Below are 15,878 nucleotides of genomic sequence, written 5' to 3' on the forward strand. Positions count from 1 at the left end.
ATGGATTTCCCTAAATTTCTTCTCGGTGATAATACTGACTATCCCACTGCTATCTTCGTAATACATACCGAATTCCCACGATTTATCATTAATCTCGAGAACGATGAAGTAGAATGGCTGGAAGAATTTGACCAGCACGATGAAGAAGAACTTGAAAATGAAACCGAAAACCTTATTAAAGAAGCTTCAGAATTTTACGATAGGGAAATTGCAAGATACGAGGACGATTAATGGAGAAATTAATAGAGTTAGATCATAAATTATTTCTTTGGCTAAATAACCTGGGTAATGAAACCTGGGATTGGCTTTGGCTGCTCATTACCGATAAATGGACAGCTATCCCGTTATACGCTTTACTTTTATTCCTAATTTTTAGGAAATTCGGTTGGAAATCAAGCCTGGTCACGGTGGTATTTATAACCTTATTAATTACCGCTACAGATCAATTAGGAAATGTTTTTAAAGATGCTTTTGAACGTTTAAGACCCTGCCGGCAGGAAGGCATTATGGAATATACCCGGTTTGTGGCGGTTCGTTGCGGTTCTTATGGTTTCTTTTCAGCACACGCTTCTAACTCGATGGGCGTTGCTATTTTTCTTGGATTATTATTTAGAAAAGTCTTTCCTAAAATGATATTTTGGTTAGTTGCCTGGGCTTTACTTGTAGCTTATAGTCGGGTTTATCTAGGAGTGCATTATCCGGGAGATATACTTGTAGGAATGTTGATTGGTGGGCTCTTAGGCTTTATTTTCTATAAACTTCACGAATGGGCACAGCAGAAAATTTTCAAAAAGAATTAATCCAGATTTTCAAACTTTTCAATTAATAAATCGGCTGCGGCGAAAGCGGTTATCTTATTATTTTCTATAGCTTTTAATTGAATTTCAAGTTCGTTTTTCATCACAGGATTTTGGTAAAAGCGGTTTTTTAGATGTTCGTTTATAGTTTGTAGAAGCCAGAATTTATTCTGCTCTTTTCTGTTTTTCAGGAAAAAACCATTTTCTTTTCCTAGCTTTTCAAATTCTTTAATCAGTTCCCAAACACTATCAATTCCCGTTTGCTTTAAAGCACTGCTAAGAGCAACTTTTGGTTTCCAGCCGCTTTCTTTGCTTGGGTAAAGTTGCAGCGCACGGTTAAACTCCAGTTTTGCCTCCCTTGCAGCTTTTATATTGTCTCCATCAGCTTTGTTGATCACAATTGCATCGGCCATCTCTATAATTCCTCGTTTTATGCCTTGTAGTTCGTCTCCGGCTCCGGCCAGTTTCAGCAATAAAAAGAAATCGGTCATACTGTGCACCGTGGTTTCACTTTGGCCAACCCCAACGGTTTCAATAAGCACAACATCAAAGCCTGCAGCTTCACATAGAATAATACTTTCGCGGGTTTTTTTGGCCACCCCACCAAGAGAAGAACCCGAAGCCGATGGCCGTATAAAAGCATTTTCTTCTTTTACAAGGTTTTCCATCCTGGTTTTATCACCTAAAATACTTCCGTGGGAAACACTACTACTGGGGTCTACCGCCAGTACCGCTACTTTTTTTCCTTGTTCGATTAAATATGAGCCAAAACTTTCTATAAAAGTACTTTTGCCCACGCCGGGCACGCCTGTAATTCCAATTCGAATAGATTTTTGAGAATAGGGCAGGGCGCCTTCCAATAACTGTTGCGCCTTTTTTCTATGTGAAAATTGATTACTTTCTACCAAAGTAATTGCACGGCCTAAAGCAGTCTTATTTCCATTTAGAAGTTGCTGAAGCAAATCTTCTTCCTCAAATTTATTTTTTCGGGACGCTCTAATCTTTTGAGCTGATTTTGGATTCACATTCGCCGAGGCCGGCTTACTGCCAGATTCACTTAATGCCGATTCTTGGTTCTTCTTGCTCAAACTATACTTATTTATGACAAATTTATGAATTCGATCTTTGGGAGCCTTGTTTATGCTTGGTATATTCAGGCCTAATTAATATAACTTAAATAACGATGAAAAATTTGTATAAAACAACGGTAACTACAAAAGGAGCAAGAAAAGGCCACGCCAAAAGTGATGATGGAATATTGGATGTAAAATTAAGTATGCCAAAATCTATGGGCGGTGAAGGCGGAAATTATACCAATCCGGAGCAATTATTTGGAGCGGGGTATTCTGCTTGTTTTGGAGGTGCATTGCAGTTAGCTGCTAAGAATCACGGTATAGATATAGATGAAAATGTTAGTGTGAGCGCAGTAGTAAAATTAGGCCTGACTGATGAGGAAGAAAATTTACAACTATCTGTAGTATTAGATTGCTATTTACCAGGTGTAGATGTTGAAACCGGTGAAAAAATTGTTAATGAAGCGCACGAAATTTGTCCTTATTCTAGAGCCACAAGAGACAATATAGATGTGACGCTTAATCTTTTAGTAGACGAAGATTAAGATGAAATTTTAAAATTTCCTTATCGTCATGCTGAACTTGTTTCAGCATCTAAAACTTTAAGAAATTAGACCCTGAAACAAGTTCAGGGTGACTTAAATTATAAACCTCACAGGATTTTATGACCCTGTGAGGTTTAATTTTTTATGCTTTTTCAGGTTTTATAGGAACACTAACCAGTGTTTCGGCCCAGGCCAGGTTTAAATTTATAAATTCATTTTCTTCATTAAAAGCTATAGTAAATTGTTCAATAGTTCTTTGTAAATCTTTGGTAGGAACTTCCAGTACCAGCGCATCAAACTCAGGATCACGATAGGCTTTTTCCTCCATATCAATTCCCCAGGGGTACATATTTTTATTAAAAATCACCTTCCAGGAATCTTCCATGGGGATAGTCCATAAGGTATATTTCCCGGCTTCTAAAAGTGAGCCATCTACCATTATATCTTTATTGGTTTCAAAAGTCGTGGCTTCGTTGGCACCGGTACGCCATACTTCATTATAAGGTACCAGTTCACCAAAAATTACCCGTTCTTTTTTATAAGGGCGGTTATAAAAAACTTCTATTTTTAAATCGCCCTGTGTATAATTTACGGTGGCTTCGGGACTATGAGCTTTAGTACTGTAGCGCATTATAAATACCAGTACAGCGGCCAATACAATAATAATTCCGCCAATCTTTAAAAACGTTTTTACCGGTTTTTTCATTATTAATTTATTTTGAAATATTACAGTTCAAAAAGCGTGCAAACTAATTTTTCAGACTTTAAAAAGGAAAAAACGTATTTTCAGCTACAAAATAACAGAAGCTTGCAACATTGCAAAAATAGTTTCGTCTTTAAAGTACAACCAATCAAAGAAAATGATACAGCATCAATTAATAGAAGCCTGTAAAAACAAAGATCGCAGGGCCCAGCTGAAGCTCTACAATCAATATTGCAAGGGAATGCATTATGTGGCCTTACGTTTTTTGAAAGACCCTTATGAGGCAGAAGACGCAATGCAGGAAGCTTTTATAAAAGCCTTTGCAAAACTACAGCAATTTACGGGGGAAGTTACTTTTGGCGCTTGGCTTAAACGTATTGTAATTAATAAGTGTATAGATAAATTAAAAGCGAAAAAGCTGGAATTAGTCGCTATTAATGAACAGGTATTGAGCACAGCCGAAGAAGACGATAATTGGCAGGTAGACGATGGGATTGGAATGAAAGAAATAAAGCAAAGTATGGAAAAACTTCCCGAAAAATATAAATACCCACTGATGCTATTCTTAATGGAAGGCTATGACCACGAAGAAATATCAGAGATTTTAAATATTAGTCCGGTAGCCTCGCGGACTTTAGTACACAGAGGTAAGAAAAAATTGCAGGAAGAATTAAAGACTATAAAAAATGGCACAGGATATTAGAGAAATGTTCAGGAATGAGAAGGAGCCCAAACCCAACACTTTACCCAAAGGGCACCAAAAGCGATTTGAAGATCGCCTGGAGAAAGAATTTCCCGTAGAAAAGAAGAATAATACGTTCTTTTTTTTAAAGATCGCAGCGGTTTTAATTGTTGCGCTGGGCGTGGGATTCTTTTTTCTGAATTCAGGGGGAGATAATTTTACGAATGAGCCATCGGTAGCTGATACTCCAAATCAGGAAAATTCAGAAGAAAAAGAAAATAAGCCGGGAACAACTGAAAATAATTTTCAGCTAAGTGAAGTTTCACCTGAATTCAAGAAGATTGAAGATTATTATATGGCCAGTCTTAATATTGAACTTTCCAAAATCAATATAACACCAGCAAATAAAGCCCTTATAGATTCTTTTATGAACCAAATGGCTGAACTGGATAAGGAATACCAACGCTTAAATACAGAAATTAAAGAAGCCGGGCCAAACGAGCAAACCCTGGAAGCGATGATAGCGAATCTTCAACTAAGACTGGATTTACTCTACAAGCTAAAAAGCAAATTAAAGGAAATTAAACAATCAAAAGACAACGAATATGAAAACTACGAGGTATAATTTAATAGTTGCGCTGCTGCTCTACCTTCCGGTAACATTGAGCGCGCAAACAAAAAAGCTGGATAAAACTTATAAAACCTCCGGCGATGTAGAAGTGAAAATTGATGCCAGTCACACCAATATTATTGTAGATTACTGGGATAAAAATGAAGTGCAAATTGAAGCCTCTCTGGAAACTGGGGAAATTGAAAAAAGTGAAATAAAAGATATTCTTGCGGCCTGGAAACTAAATACTTCCGGAAATGCTTCAGAAGTAAATATTTCTTCAGGCGGGGGAATGCAGTGGAGCGGAGATATAGATCTTAGCGGATTGGAAAAACCACTGGCCAGGCTACCGCAGATGCTGGAGCCATTAATGAATAATTTGGTGACGCCTTTGATGCAAAGTATGGGCGAAAGTATGGGAGCGCCGCTTCCGCCAGAATTCAGTGAAAAAATGGGCAATATCAAATTTGACTATGAAGCTTATAAAAAAGACGGTGACAAATACATTGCAAAATTTGAAAAGCAAATAGAGGCCAATTTTGGAGAAGATTTTGAAAAAGATATGGAAAAATGGGCTTCTCAGTTTGAAAAAAATGCCGAGAAATGGGAGAAGAATTTTGAAATGAAGATGGAAATAAACAGTGAAGAGCTTGAAAAGTCTATGGAAAAATGGGCCGAAAGTTTTGGTAAAGATATGGAAGCCTGGGGCGAATCTTTTGGAGCGCAAATGGAAGCCCGTTTTGGTGATGCAGAAAATGGAAAACCAAAAGTGATAGGTTTAAATAATTCTAAGGCCAAAAAGACCATTAAGGTAAAAATGCCTAAAAATGCAAAGCTTAATCTTGATGTACGCCACGGGGATGTAAACCTTTCGGGAACAACAAATAATCTTCACGCCGATCTTTCTCACAGTAAACTAACCGCCGATAGGATAAGTGGTAAAAATACCAATGTAGAGGCAGCTTACACTCCGGTGAACATCAACTATTGGACTTATGGAATAATGGATGCCAGGTATGTAAAAAACTTTAAAATTAAGAAGGTGAAAAGCATCAAATTAAGTTCCAATTCCAGTAATGTAAATATTGAGGTGCTGGAAGATACCGGGATTTTATCGGGAAATTTTGGGGAGTTGAATATTGCAAGAGTAGGGGCTAATTTTAAAAATCTTGATATTAATTTAGAGAATAGCGATCTGGAACTTGGCTTGCCTTCATCAGCTTTTAATTTTATATACAGTGGCACCCAGAGCGATATTAAACATCCTGGTTCTTTAAAGGTAACAAGTAGCGAATCTTACGATAATAAAAAACTCACGGGATTTCATAAAACTAAAGATTCTGGAGGGAATATTAGCATTAAAGCTAATTTTAGCGATGTCTTGTTAAATTAAATTTCAAGGTGTAATTTTAGCGATTCTTAAACGGCAAATCGTTTTAAAGATCGCTTATGGGAACCACAAATTTTTCTGAATTTCTTTCGCAGTTAACACCGGGGTTTACCCAGGTTCTGGATGTGAATTTAAGGGAAGAAGATTATATAATCATAGATTTATCTGAAAACAATGTAAAGCTCGGGAAAGTAGATATTTCTTCTTCCCGGGCTTTTTCTAATTATATAGCCGAATATTTAAATGCCTTCGGAAAAAAGGTGGCTTTTGGAGGCTATTCTGAAGTACGAAAACTTTATAAGAGAAGTGAACTTTTTACAACTTCTGAAGATGAAGATTCTAACAGGAATATACACTTAGGCCTGGATTTTTGGGCTGATGCACATACCGATGTTTTAGCGGTTTTAGATGGAAGAATTCATAGTTTTAACGATAATTCCAGTTTCGGAGATTACGGCCCAACCATAATTTTAGAACACGAATTTGAAGAAAAGAAGTTCTATTCTCTGTATGGTCATTTAAGTAAATCTTCATTAAACGGTCTTGTTCCGGGGAGTTTTGTGAAAAAAGGCGAAAAAATTGCTGAATTGGGAACACCCGAAGAAAATGGCGATTATGCACCACATTTACATTTTCAGATAATTGAAGATTTAGTTGAAAAAATTGGTGATTTTCCCGGGGTTACTTCCCGCCGGGAATTGGATTTTTATCTGCAAAACTGCCCAGATCCCAATTATTTGCTGAAATTGAAAAATTCCTGATTATTTTTTTCTTAAAATCAACGCGACAATAGCTGAGGTTACTACACCCATCATTAATGCACCGGCTATAGATTGTACTATATATGAGCTTAAGTTAAAATAAGCTTCAGCATCTTCCTGCTTCATAGCATTTCTTTCTACGCTGCTTTCTATAGCATTTTCAAAGTATTCGGGAGAAATAAGATAGTGTGTAATTAGTTGGCCAATAGGAGAGAGTAAGGCAATAACAATACTTAAAATTACTCCCGAAACGAATCCCTGTCTCCAGCTCATTTTTCCGCGGAAAAAATTCTTTCTTTTATCATGAATGGCAAAGAAGTAAATTGCTATTGCAATTAAGCCAAAAAAGTTGGTGTAAATAGCGTGTTTGGCAATGAGCACATCGTGCCAGCCCATGAGTTTCTCAAAATACATCCAAAGTAAAGATGCAGCGAAGAAAATTACGCCCCACTTTATTTCTATTTGGTAGTTTTTCATTTTTTTGATGATTGAATGAAAAGCTAATGTACTCAAAAAAAGAAAGGGCTGTTTAAAAGTTCCTCTATTTAGGAGGTTTAAACAGCCCTTTTGTATAATTTGAAATTAAATTACTGATTCACAACAACCCAATCTCCTTTTTCAATAAGCGGAATAGCCTGTTTGTATTTAAGAGTTTTATTCTCACCACTCATTACATTTTTTATAGTCACTTTATCATTACGGCCAATCTTTGGTTGGTCTCTGGTAATGGTTTCGGTCACCTGTGGGCGGCGTTGCTGTTGGGTGTTTCCAGCGGCGCGACTTTGAGCAGCTCTTTCGTCTATATTAGGAATTTCATCCTTTTGAGTTTCTACTTTTTCTTTTTTGCGTTGTCTTGCTTCCTGGATATTTGAAACATTTCCTTCTGGAATTTCACCCTTGAAAAGGAAAGAAATTACATCCCGATTTACGTGATCCAGCATAGATTTAAACAATTCAAAAGCTTCAAATTTATAGATCAATAAAGGATCTTTTTGCTCGTGAACCGCTAATTGAACGCTCTGTTTTAACTCATCCATCTTGCGAAGGTGGGTTTTCCAGGCATCATCAATTATAGCAAGACTTATATTTTTCTCAAAATCTTTAACTAACTGAACACCTTCGGTTTCGTAAGCTTTCTCAAGATTAGTAACTACCTGAAGCGTTTTTTGCCCGTCTGAAAATGGCACAGAAATTCTTTCAAAATTGTTGCTTTCGTCTTCGTAAACCTGCTTAATTACCGGGAAAGCCCTGGAAGCGCTGTGCTTCATCTTTTCCTGGTAATGCTGGTAGGCTTCTTTATAGACAATTCCGGCAATTTTTTGTACGCCCATTTTCTCGAATTCTTCTTCTGAAACCGGGGCACTCATAGAGAAATACCTAATCAGTTCAAATTCAAAATTCTTATAATCCTGGGCAACTTTATTATTTTCGGTAATCGCTTCAGAAGTATCAAAAATCATATTCGCGATATCTACTCGCAGACGATCTCCAAATAAAGCATGGTAACGACGTTTATAGATAACTTCCCGCTGAGCATTCATTACGTCATCATACTCAAGTAAACGCTTTCTAATTCCGAAGTTATTTTCCTCTACTTTTTTCTGCGCACGCTCAATAGATTTTGAGATCATGGAATGCTGAATTACTTCACCTTCTTCCAGACCCATTTTATCCATTAATTTCGCGATCCTTTCAGAACCAAATAGACGCATTAGATTATCTTCCAGAGAAACATAGAACTGTGAACTTCCCGGATCTCCCTGACGGCCGGCACGACCTCTTAACTGGCGGTCTACACGCCGTGAATCGTGGCGCTCTGTACCTACAATGGCTAAACCACCGGCTTCTTTAACTTCTTTACTAAGTTTAATATCGGTACCACGACCTGCCATGTTAGTGGCGATAGTTACAATACCAGATTTACCTGCTTCAGCAACAATATCGGCTTCTCGTTTATGCAGTTTTGCGTTAAGCACGTTGTGCGGAACATTTCTCAATTTCAGCATTCTTGAAAGTAATTCTGAAATTTCTACAGAAGTTGTACCAATAAGAACGGGTCTTCCTGCATTAGAAAGCTGGGTAACATCGTCTATTACCGCGTTATATTTCTCTCTTTTGGTTTTGTAAACCATATCGTCCTTATCCTTTCTGGCAATAGGACGGTTGGTAGGAATTTCTACCACATCTAATTTATAGATCTCCCAGAATTCTCCAGCTTCTGTTACAGCTGTACCTGTCATACCAGATAACTTGCTGTACATTCTAAAGTAATTCTGAAGCGTTACCGTAGCAAAAGTTTGGGTGGCATCTTCAATTTTCACATTTTCCTTGGCCTCAATTGCCTGGTGTAAACCATCGCTATAGCGGCGCCCATCCATGATACGCCCGGTTTGCTCGTCTACGATTTTCACTTTGTTGTCTATTACCACATATTCGTCATCTTTTTCAAATAGGGTATAGGCTTTTAGCAGTTGTCGTAAGGTGTGAATACGTTCACTTTTTACGCTGTAATCTCTAAAAAGTTCTTCTTTTTTCTCGGCTTCTTCTTCTTTAGAAAGTCCTTCTTTTTCAATCTTGGCGATTTCCATTCCCATTTCGGGCATAACAAAGAAATCAGAATCTCCATCGGCAGAAAGAAACTCAATACCTTTATCGGTAAGGTCTATCTGATTGCTTTTTTCTTCAATAGTGAAATAAAGGTCCGCATCTACTTTTGGCATTTCGCGGTTGTTGTCCTGCATGTAATGATTTTCGGTCTTCTGCAGCAACTGTTTTATACCTTCTTCACTAAGGAACTTAATAAGTGCTTTATTTTTTGGCAGACCTCTATAAACTCTTAATAGCAAGAATGCACCATCTTTGGTGTTTCCTTCTTTGATAAGTTTTTTAGCTTCAGCAAGAACCTTAGTAAGGTGTTTACGCTGAAGTTCTACAATATTAGAAATCGCAGGTTTGAGTTCGTTAAATTCGTGAACATCCCCTTTTGGGATTGGCCCGGAAATAATAAGCGGCGTACGCGCATCATCAATTAAAACCGAATCTACCTCATCTACAATGGCAAAGTTATGTGGGCGTTGTACGAGATCGTTTGGAGCGTGAGACATATTATCACGCAAATAATCGAAACCAAATTCATTGTTGGTTCCGTAAGTAATATCGGCATTATAGGCTTTTCTTCTGGAGGCTGAATTTGGCCTGTGATAATCTATACAATCTACACTTAAACCGTGAAATTCAAAAAGTGGCGCCATCCAGGCACTATCCCTTTTTGCCAGGTAGTCGTTTACCGTTACAAGGTGCACTCCATTTCCGGTAAGAGCGTTAAGATACATTGGTAAGGTTGCCACCAGGGTTTTACCTTCACCGGTTTGCATCTCGGCAATTTTTCCCTGGTGCATAGCCACACCACCAATTAGCTGTACATCGTAATGAATCATATCCCAGGTTACCGGTTTTCCGGCAGCATCCCAGGAATTGTTCCAGATTGCGTGATCGCCTTCAAGATTTACATAGTCTTTTTCGGCAGAAATCTCACGATCAAATTCTGAGGCGGTGACTTTAAGTTGTTCGTTATGGAAAAAGCGTTTTGCGGTTTCTTTTACCGTTGCAAAGGCTTCGGGTAGAATATCGTTAAGAACCCCTTCAGAGATCTCGTAAGATTTAGCTTTCAACGCATCAATTTCAGCATAAATATCTTCCTTTCGGGTAATATCGTCACTGGCATCGGCCTCGGCTTCAAGCTCTTCAATTTGTTTATTTATATCTTTTAGAGCTTCAGCGATCTTCGCCTTAAAGCTTGCTGTTTTAGCCCTAAGTTCGTCTATAGAAAGGGCTTCAAACTCACCTTCCAGCGCCTTTATCTTATCGACTACAGGTTGTATTTCTTTGACGTCTTTTTTAGATTTATCGCCAACAAATACTTTTAATACAGAATTTAAAAAACTCATAATAGTTTTTGTTTAATACGGGGTTCAAATGTACGCAAAAAAAAAGCCTCACTTTGGAGACTTTTTTCTATTTTTTGCGTGTTATTATTTAATATTCATCCTCATTCCAAAGATAATCTTCATCAGTGGGATAATCGGGCCAAATTTCCTCAATAGAATCATACGAATCTCCTTCATCTTCAATCGCCTGTAGGTTTTCTACTACTTCTAGTGGAGCACCTGTTCTAATGGCGTAATCAATTAATTCGTCTTTAGTTGCAGGCCAGGGTGCATCACTTAAATAAGATGCTAATTCTAAAGTCCAATACATGGGTTGCTCAGGTTTATTATTTTTGCAAAAATAAATTTTTTGTGGTAATAGCCAAGAAAAAAATCTATTATTTAATCAATACTGTTAAGAACATACGCTAAAATTATAGATTTTACTGAATAATTCTTGCTGAAGCCTTAAAATAAGAACTAAGATTTTTCGGGAATCCATTTTACCTCTTCGGCCTCTAATTTTTTAGACAACATCCGTGCCAGTACAAATAGATAGTCAGATAGTCTATTTAGATATTGTAAAACCTTATCGTCAAAAGCTTCAATTTCGTGTAAAGCGGTGGCAAGTCGCTCTGCACGCCGGCATACACACCGCGCTATGTGACAGAATGACACGCTTTGGTGGCCTCCCGGAAGCACAAAATGAGTCATAGGAGGAAGTTCCTCATTCATTTTGTCCATTTCTTTTTCCAGCATTTCTATATCTTCTGCCGAAACTTTAGGAATATTTAATCGCTCTTTTCCGTTTTTTAATTTTTGTTTTTCAGGATCTGTCGCCAGGGTAGAGCCAATAGTAAAAAGCCTATCCTGAATTCTGCTTAAAACCTGTTTGGTATGTTCGCCCGTATCCTGATCGCGAACAAGTCCAATATGAGAGTTAAGTTCGTCTACAGTGCCGTAACTTTCTATGCGAATATGGTGTTTAGGAACCCTTTTGCCTCCAAAAAGTGCAGTAGTACCTTTATCACCGGTTTTTGTATAAATCTTCATATAAATGTTTTGTTTCTTACTGGATAAATGAAATTAAAATACTCAAAAATTCTTACTTGAATTCCAGGCTTTTTCAATTTACATTTTTAGTCCCGGTCCTAAATTATTTTACTTAGGACTTTGCCTTCCCTGGTAAAGGAATTCACTTTTCAAAAGTACAAAATGAAGAATTAAGACGGCAATTAATGAGGCTAAGAAGTTATATATTAGTTTCAGATTTTTCCTCTCTTCGGCGTTCCATATAGCGCCTTCTAAAATTTCTGTTCTTACGAGCCTTACGATTCTTTTTTGCTCTACGGGAATTCCAAATAAAATAAACGAGAAAAGCCGCAATAAGCGCGAAGTAAATCCAGGTTTCCTGGTCAAACTCAAACATGATAAACTGTTAATTTTTTACAAGATATGAAATTTTGAGTTTTTAAAGAATTAAATTAAATTTTTCAATGGATGCTTACTGAAGAGGAAGTTTATACAAATTAAAGTCGGCATAGAAAATTTTCCTATGCTGACTTTTTTATAACTCATATTTTAAATTTTAATCTTCGGTAGAAGTGGTTACCTGCGGGCCAATCCCACTTAGGTTTTGGTTATAAACCCAAAGTTCCTGAGAAGCGCCATTGGTAATATTCATCCAATCTTGTGTAAAAGAATTAAAAGAACCTGCCCCGTGAACCTCCTCAAATTTCTCTTTAAGCTTTTGATCTTTTCCCAGCCAGGCAAAATCATCGAAGAAATATACTACAGAAAGATCCTGGCCAGAGTTGGTAGACGAAAATTCATTGGTGTAAATTGCGAAAGGCGTTTCAGGTGATTTTTCTTTTAAAACTCCTGTTACCATTTCTAGCTTAGAAATCATATCTTCATATTTTCCTCTTGCTATGTCCCAAACGCTTACTCTAAGTTTGCTCATTTCAAAATTAGAAGGAAAATGAGATAAATTATTATGGAATCTCCAAAAAGTCACTTCCTCTTCGCTCTCTAAATAAGGGATCACATTATTGGTCCAGTCTTCATCATGTGCTTCCTGGGTAGGGCTGGCTTCATCAAAAGCACTCCACGGCATTGGCCCAATTACCGCCATATAATCATACGCATTTTGGCCATTCATGATTGTAAAAATTCGTACTCCCATAGCTCCTTCTGCATGAAACTGCTCATTGTGATTTTTCATACCTTCAGAAAACTCTTTTATTTTATCGCTTTTTGCTGAAAAAATAGTGGATCCAACAATGAGGTATTCCTCATTATTATCTGACTGATTTTGGGAGAATACCAAAAAAGGAATTAGCATCATCCAGTAAAAAATTGATTTCATAACTGTGTATTTAAATGTTAGTAATGCAGCTATGATAGATGAGGCTTCAATAAATAGGTTGTATAAGTTACTGAAAAATAGTGGTATAAGGGGATTTAGTGTAGAATTTAAATTAAAAAACGCCCAAAAAGGGCGTTTTAAGTTAAAAACAAAAGATCCTTTTCCTATAAGCCGAAGCTAAGCGATAAAATCACTTTGGAGAGGTCTCTGTCTATATTTGCCGTATTGGTTAAACCGGTTTCATAAAGTCTTGCATTTTCCTCGTAATTTGCGTTGGTGTAGGCAAGGTCTAATTTCATACTTCCAAAATCGTAACCTATACCACCTGAGTAGCCGGTTAAATCGCCTACAGTAGATTCGTTAGCGTAGGGACTTTGCTCAAAACGATAACCACCTCTTAAGCTCCAGTTATTGATTCTATATTCTCCACCCAATCTAAAAGTAGAAGCCGCCTGAAGTTCTTCTGAAATAAGCCCATTCTGAAAATCGAATTCGGGATCATCTGTAGGTCTAAATTCAGTGGCTGAATAATCTTTGTAGGAATAATCAAAACTAATTAATCCTTTGGTACCGAATAATACAGCAAGGCTACCGGTAATTTTACCGGGAGTTTTAAGATTGTAATCAGGGTAGAGGTTTAAAACGTTGGGGTCTACCACCACACGCTCATTCGCTTCGTTATTTGTTTCAAGATACTGGGTAGCCTCTTCCACGATATTAAACCAGGTAGGAGAGTGGTATGATGCGCCAACCCTAAATCTATCACTTACTTTGGCAATCGCACCTAACTGAAAAGAAAATCCGTCTCCGGTTGTGCTTAAGTTGTTATTAAAAATCACCTGATTGGTAGCACTACCTGAATTACTGTTGTTTTCTCTAAATCTTGTAGTACGGTCGTAGTTTAAAAAATGGGTATTTAGGTTAGCACCCAAGTATAAGAAATCTCTAAACTGTGTCCCTAAGTTAAAAGAAAATTTTCCGTTTAAACCTGTAGCCACAGAACGATATTCCTGGTTAAAATTCCCGGGGCTTATAAAGGAATTATACTCGGTATTATCTGGGGAATCTTCTGCCTGGTCTATAACGTAGCCCTGGTAGCCTAAAAATGCCTGCTGTGCAGCATAACCTTCGTTTTCTCCTAAATAGGAATAAAGATCAGAGATACTTTCGTCTTCGCGGGTTTGTAGTAAATCTAATGGTATGCCGTTAGCATAATTTAGAAAATACTGGTCTATAGAAGTCTGGCTTGTTCCGGTAGCCAAAAAAGCATCGTCAAAATTATTGGTCTGGCTATAATTTAAACCTAAGCTAAATTTTCTCCAGGGACTATCACTTCTTGTATCAAAAACAAGTACACCACCGGCCTGATTAAAGTTAAAATCTGAATTTTCATTTGTAGTACCGGATCCAAAATAATCTACATTTTTATTGGTAGAACGGTGAGACAAAGTCATAGTTCCAAAAGAATTAAGGAAAACGGCAGAACTGGCCGGGTTTACTGTAATGGCAGATAAGTCTCCCCCAAGTGCTCCAAAAGCACCACTAAGTGCCTGGAACCTGGCGGTTCCATTCAGTTCTTCAGAACTGTATCTATAAGCATCGGTAATGTTTTGAGCCTGGACGCTTCCTGCTAAAAGAATGCTCAATATTATAAATATCTTTTTCATAAACTATTTTTAATTCCTTTTACGGTTTACCGGGTTTTAGACCGGAGTATATTTACTGATTTCAGAAAAAACCTTACAGCGGGAAACTGTAAGGTTGATTCAAATTTTTTTAAAATACTTTCACGCCAGAAGTTGATTATCCTCTACCGCCACCTCTGGATGAAGAAGAACGACTACTTCCGCCTGAACTTCTTGTTCCAGAACTTCTGGAACTACTAGAGCTACTACGAACGGTCCCGCTACTTCTTGAAGAACTGTTAGAAGATCTATTATAAGTAGAGTTGGATCTTGAGCTTCTATTAGACCGGTTTATAGCCGAATTTGTTCTTGAAGAAGAAGTGTTGATTCTAGATGGTTCGCTTCTTCTGCTAGATCGGGAATAAACGTTAGAATTATCTGAATTGCTTCTGGTATTACTTCTACTTCTTGAAGCATTATCATTGCTTCTTATATTTCGAATGCTTCTGGAATAAGAAGATTCGTTACTTCTAATACGGGAAACATTATCCCTTGAATTTGTACCATAATCTGAATAGCTGGCTCTTCTTCCGTTATTATAAGCTACGTCTCTGTAATTGTTACGATAGCCATAATATGGATTGTTTAGATATCCTCTTCCCATATATGGGTTATAAAAGCCTCCAAAGCCTCCATATCCAAATCCGAAGCCAAAGTGGTTACCCCAGCCCCATCGTGAGCCGTATGCAAAACCGCCACCCCACGGGCCAAATCCTCCGCCCCAGGGACCAAAACCGGCACCCCAATAACCTGGGCCATAAAATGGATCCCAGAAAAACGGATCATTCCAGTAACCTCCAAAACCGTAACCATATCCAAAACGATTCCATCTCCAGGGATTGTAAAATCCACCGTGGAAACCGGTATTGTAAATGTTTATGGTGTATTGATCTGGATCTTCACCCCAGGGAGCGCGACCACTATTATAAGATTGTTGGTCTTCGTAATATATTTCGTCTCCATTACCATCAGCAGAAGAATAAGATTCTACATCGGTAAAAACGATTTCATCGGCCATTTGGCCATAAAATTCTGATTTTTCTGAAAAAAGGTTTTTATAATATGAATTTCCCTGATCCTGATTATTATTAGCATATTGGGATGGCTCTTCAGAAGTTGATTGCTGTTGGTTAGAATCACCGTAGATCCCATCCTCATAACCAGAATACTGGTAAGAACCGCAAGATGCTAACAATAGCAAGAACATAGGAGCAACAAATAGAATTGCTTTTTTGTGTAAGTTGTAATTGCGTATCATTAGCTTGGTATTTTATTGTTGAACATTACAAAAATAGTTAGTTTTGCGCTAACTAAAACTGCATTTAGCTTGTGTTTAAT

General features: G+C 37.5%; 17 protein-coding genes. 7 read left to right on the forward strand and 10 right to left on the reverse strand.

Translation table 11 applies throughout. From position 1 onward, the window contains the following. Both J0871_RS08720 and J0871_RS08725 read left to right on the forward strand, forming a co-directional pair. On the forward strand, nucleotides 1–231 hold the full coding sequence (locus J0871_RS08720) for a hypothetical protein (protein ID WP_075326174.1): 231 nt from the start codon (nucleotides 1–3) through the stop codon (nucleotides 229–231). After that, a complete protein-coding gene (locus J0871_RS08725; RefSeq protein WP_075326175.1) occupies nucleotides 231–800 on the forward strand; it encodes a phosphatase PAP2 family protein in 570 nt (189 codons plus the stop codon). Before J0871_RS08720 ends, J0871_RS08725 begins: the two co-directional genes overlap by 1 nt. Here J0871_RS08725 and meaB read toward each other — a convergent pair. Continuing rightward, nucleotides 797–1,885, reverse strand: coding sequence for a methylmalonyl Co-A mutase-associated GTPase MeaB (gene meaB, locus J0871_RS08730; protein ID WP_208224878.1), 1,089 nt, complete (start codon nucleotides 1,883–1,885; stop codon nucleotides 797–799). The genes J0871_RS08725 and meaB overlap by 4 nt on opposite strands. 95 nt (nucleotides 1,886–1,980) lie before the next feature. Between meaB and J0871_RS08735 the strand changes: the two genes are divergently transcribed. Further along, nucleotides 1,981–2,415, forward strand: a complete 435-nt coding sequence (locus J0871_RS08735) for an organic hydroperoxide resistance protein (protein ID WP_075326177.1) — start codon at nucleotides 1,981–1,983, stop codon at nucleotides 2,413–2,415. A 142-nt stretch (nucleotides 2,416–2,557) separates the two neighbouring features. Here the strand turns inward: J0871_RS08735 and J0871_RS08740 are convergent, their stop codons facing one another. Further along, the gene (locus J0871_RS08740; RefSeq protein ID WP_208224879.1) at nucleotides 2,558–3,121 is read right to left on the reverse strand and encodes a DUF2911 domain-containing protein; all 564 of its coding nucleotides are present in this window, start codon (nucleotides 3,119–3,121) and stop codon (nucleotides 2,558–2,560) included. 154 nt (nucleotides 3,122–3,275) lie between these two features. Between J0871_RS08740 and J0871_RS08745 the strand changes: the two genes are divergently transcribed. The 4 genes from J0871_RS08745 to J0871_RS08760 are packed head-to-tail and all read left to right on the forward strand — an operon-like array spanning nucleotide 3,276 to nucleotide 6,561. After that, on the forward strand, nucleotides 3,276–3,821 hold the full coding sequence (locus J0871_RS08745) for an RNA polymerase sigma factor (RefSeq protein ID WP_208224880.1): 546 nt from the start codon (nucleotides 3,276–3,278) through the stop codon (nucleotides 3,819–3,821). Continuing rightward, entirely contained in the window at nucleotides 3,805–4,425 is a 621-nt protein-coding gene (locus tag J0871_RS08750) for a hypothetical protein (RefSeq protein WP_208224881.1), read from the forward strand. Before J0871_RS08745 ends, J0871_RS08750 begins: the two co-directional genes overlap by 17 nt. Then, nucleotides 4,406–5,803, forward strand: coding sequence for a hypothetical protein (locus J0871_RS08755; protein ID WP_208224882.1), 1,398 nt, complete (start codon nucleotides 4,406–4,408; stop codon nucleotides 5,801–5,803). The genes J0871_RS08750 and J0871_RS08755 overlap by 20 nt, the downstream gene beginning before the upstream one ends. Before the next feature lie 56 nt (nucleotides 5,804–5,859). Next, nucleotides 5,860–6,561: a peptidoglycan DD-metalloendopeptidase family protein gene (locus tag J0871_RS08760; protein ID WP_208224883.1), complete on the forward strand. Its 702-nt coding sequence runs from the start codon at nucleotides 5,860–5,862 to the stop codon at nucleotides 6,559–6,561. Here the strand turns inward: J0871_RS08760 and J0871_RS08765 are convergent, their stop codons facing one another. From J0871_RS08765 to J0871_RS08800, 8 genes are all read right to left on the reverse strand, one after another. Continuing rightward, nucleotides 6,562–7,038 (reverse strand): DUF4199 domain-containing protein, encoded by a 477-nt coding sequence (locus J0871_RS08765; RefSeq protein ID WP_075326183.1) that lies wholly within the window; start codon nucleotides 7,036–7,038, stop codon nucleotides 6,562–6,564. 110 nt (nucleotides 7,039–7,148) lie between these two features. Continuing rightward, nucleotides 7,149–10,508, reverse strand: coding sequence for a preprotein translocase subunit SecA (gene secA, locus J0871_RS08770; RefSeq protein ID WP_208224884.1), 3,360 nt, complete (start codon nucleotides 10,506–10,508; stop codon nucleotides 7,149–7,151). A gap of 88 nt (nucleotides 10,509–10,596) precedes the next feature. Next, the gene (locus J0871_RS08775) at nucleotides 10,597–10,818 is read right to left on the reverse strand and encodes a DUF2795 domain-containing protein (protein WP_008272287.1); all 222 of its coding nucleotides are present in this window, start codon (nucleotides 10,816–10,818) and stop codon (nucleotides 10,597–10,599) included. 149 nt (nucleotides 10,819–10,967) lie between these two features. After that, complete coding sequence (locus tag J0871_RS08780) at nucleotides 10,968–11,540, reverse strand: cob(I)yrinic acid a,c-diamide adenosyltransferase (protein WP_208224885.1); 573 nt, start codon at nucleotides 11,538–11,540, stop codon at nucleotides 10,968–10,970. Between the two features lie 199 nt (nucleotides 11,541–11,739). After that, nucleotides 11,740–11,916 carry a hypothetical protein gene (locus J0871_RS08785; protein WP_177195632.1) on the reverse strand — a complete coding sequence of 59 codons (177 nt, stop codon included), beginning with the start codon at nucleotides 11,914–11,916 and terminating at the stop codon, nucleotides 11,740–11,742. Nucleotides 11,917–12,075: 159 nt separating this feature from the next. Further along, on the reverse strand, nucleotides 12,076–12,855 hold the full coding sequence (locus J0871_RS08790; protein WP_208224886.1) for a hypothetical protein: 780 nt from the start codon (nucleotides 12,853–12,855) through the stop codon (nucleotides 12,076–12,078). Between the two features lie 164 nt (nucleotides 12,856–13,019). Further along, a complete protein-coding gene (locus tag J0871_RS08795; protein ID WP_208224887.1) occupies nucleotides 13,020–14,522 on the reverse strand; it encodes an outer membrane protein transport protein in 1,503 nt (500 codons plus the stop codon). A gap of 136 nt (nucleotides 14,523–14,658) precedes the next feature. Then, entirely contained in the window at nucleotides 14,659–15,798 is a 1,140-nt protein-coding gene (locus J0871_RS08800; protein ID WP_208224888.1) for a hypothetical protein, read from the reverse strand. Between the last annotated feature and the right edge of the window lie 80 nt (nucleotides 15,799–15,878).

It is taken from the genome of Salegentibacter sp. BDJ18 (genome assembly GCF_017579965.1).
GTDB lineage: Bacteria > Bacteroidota > Bacteroidia > Flavobacteriales > Flavobacteriaceae > Salegentibacter.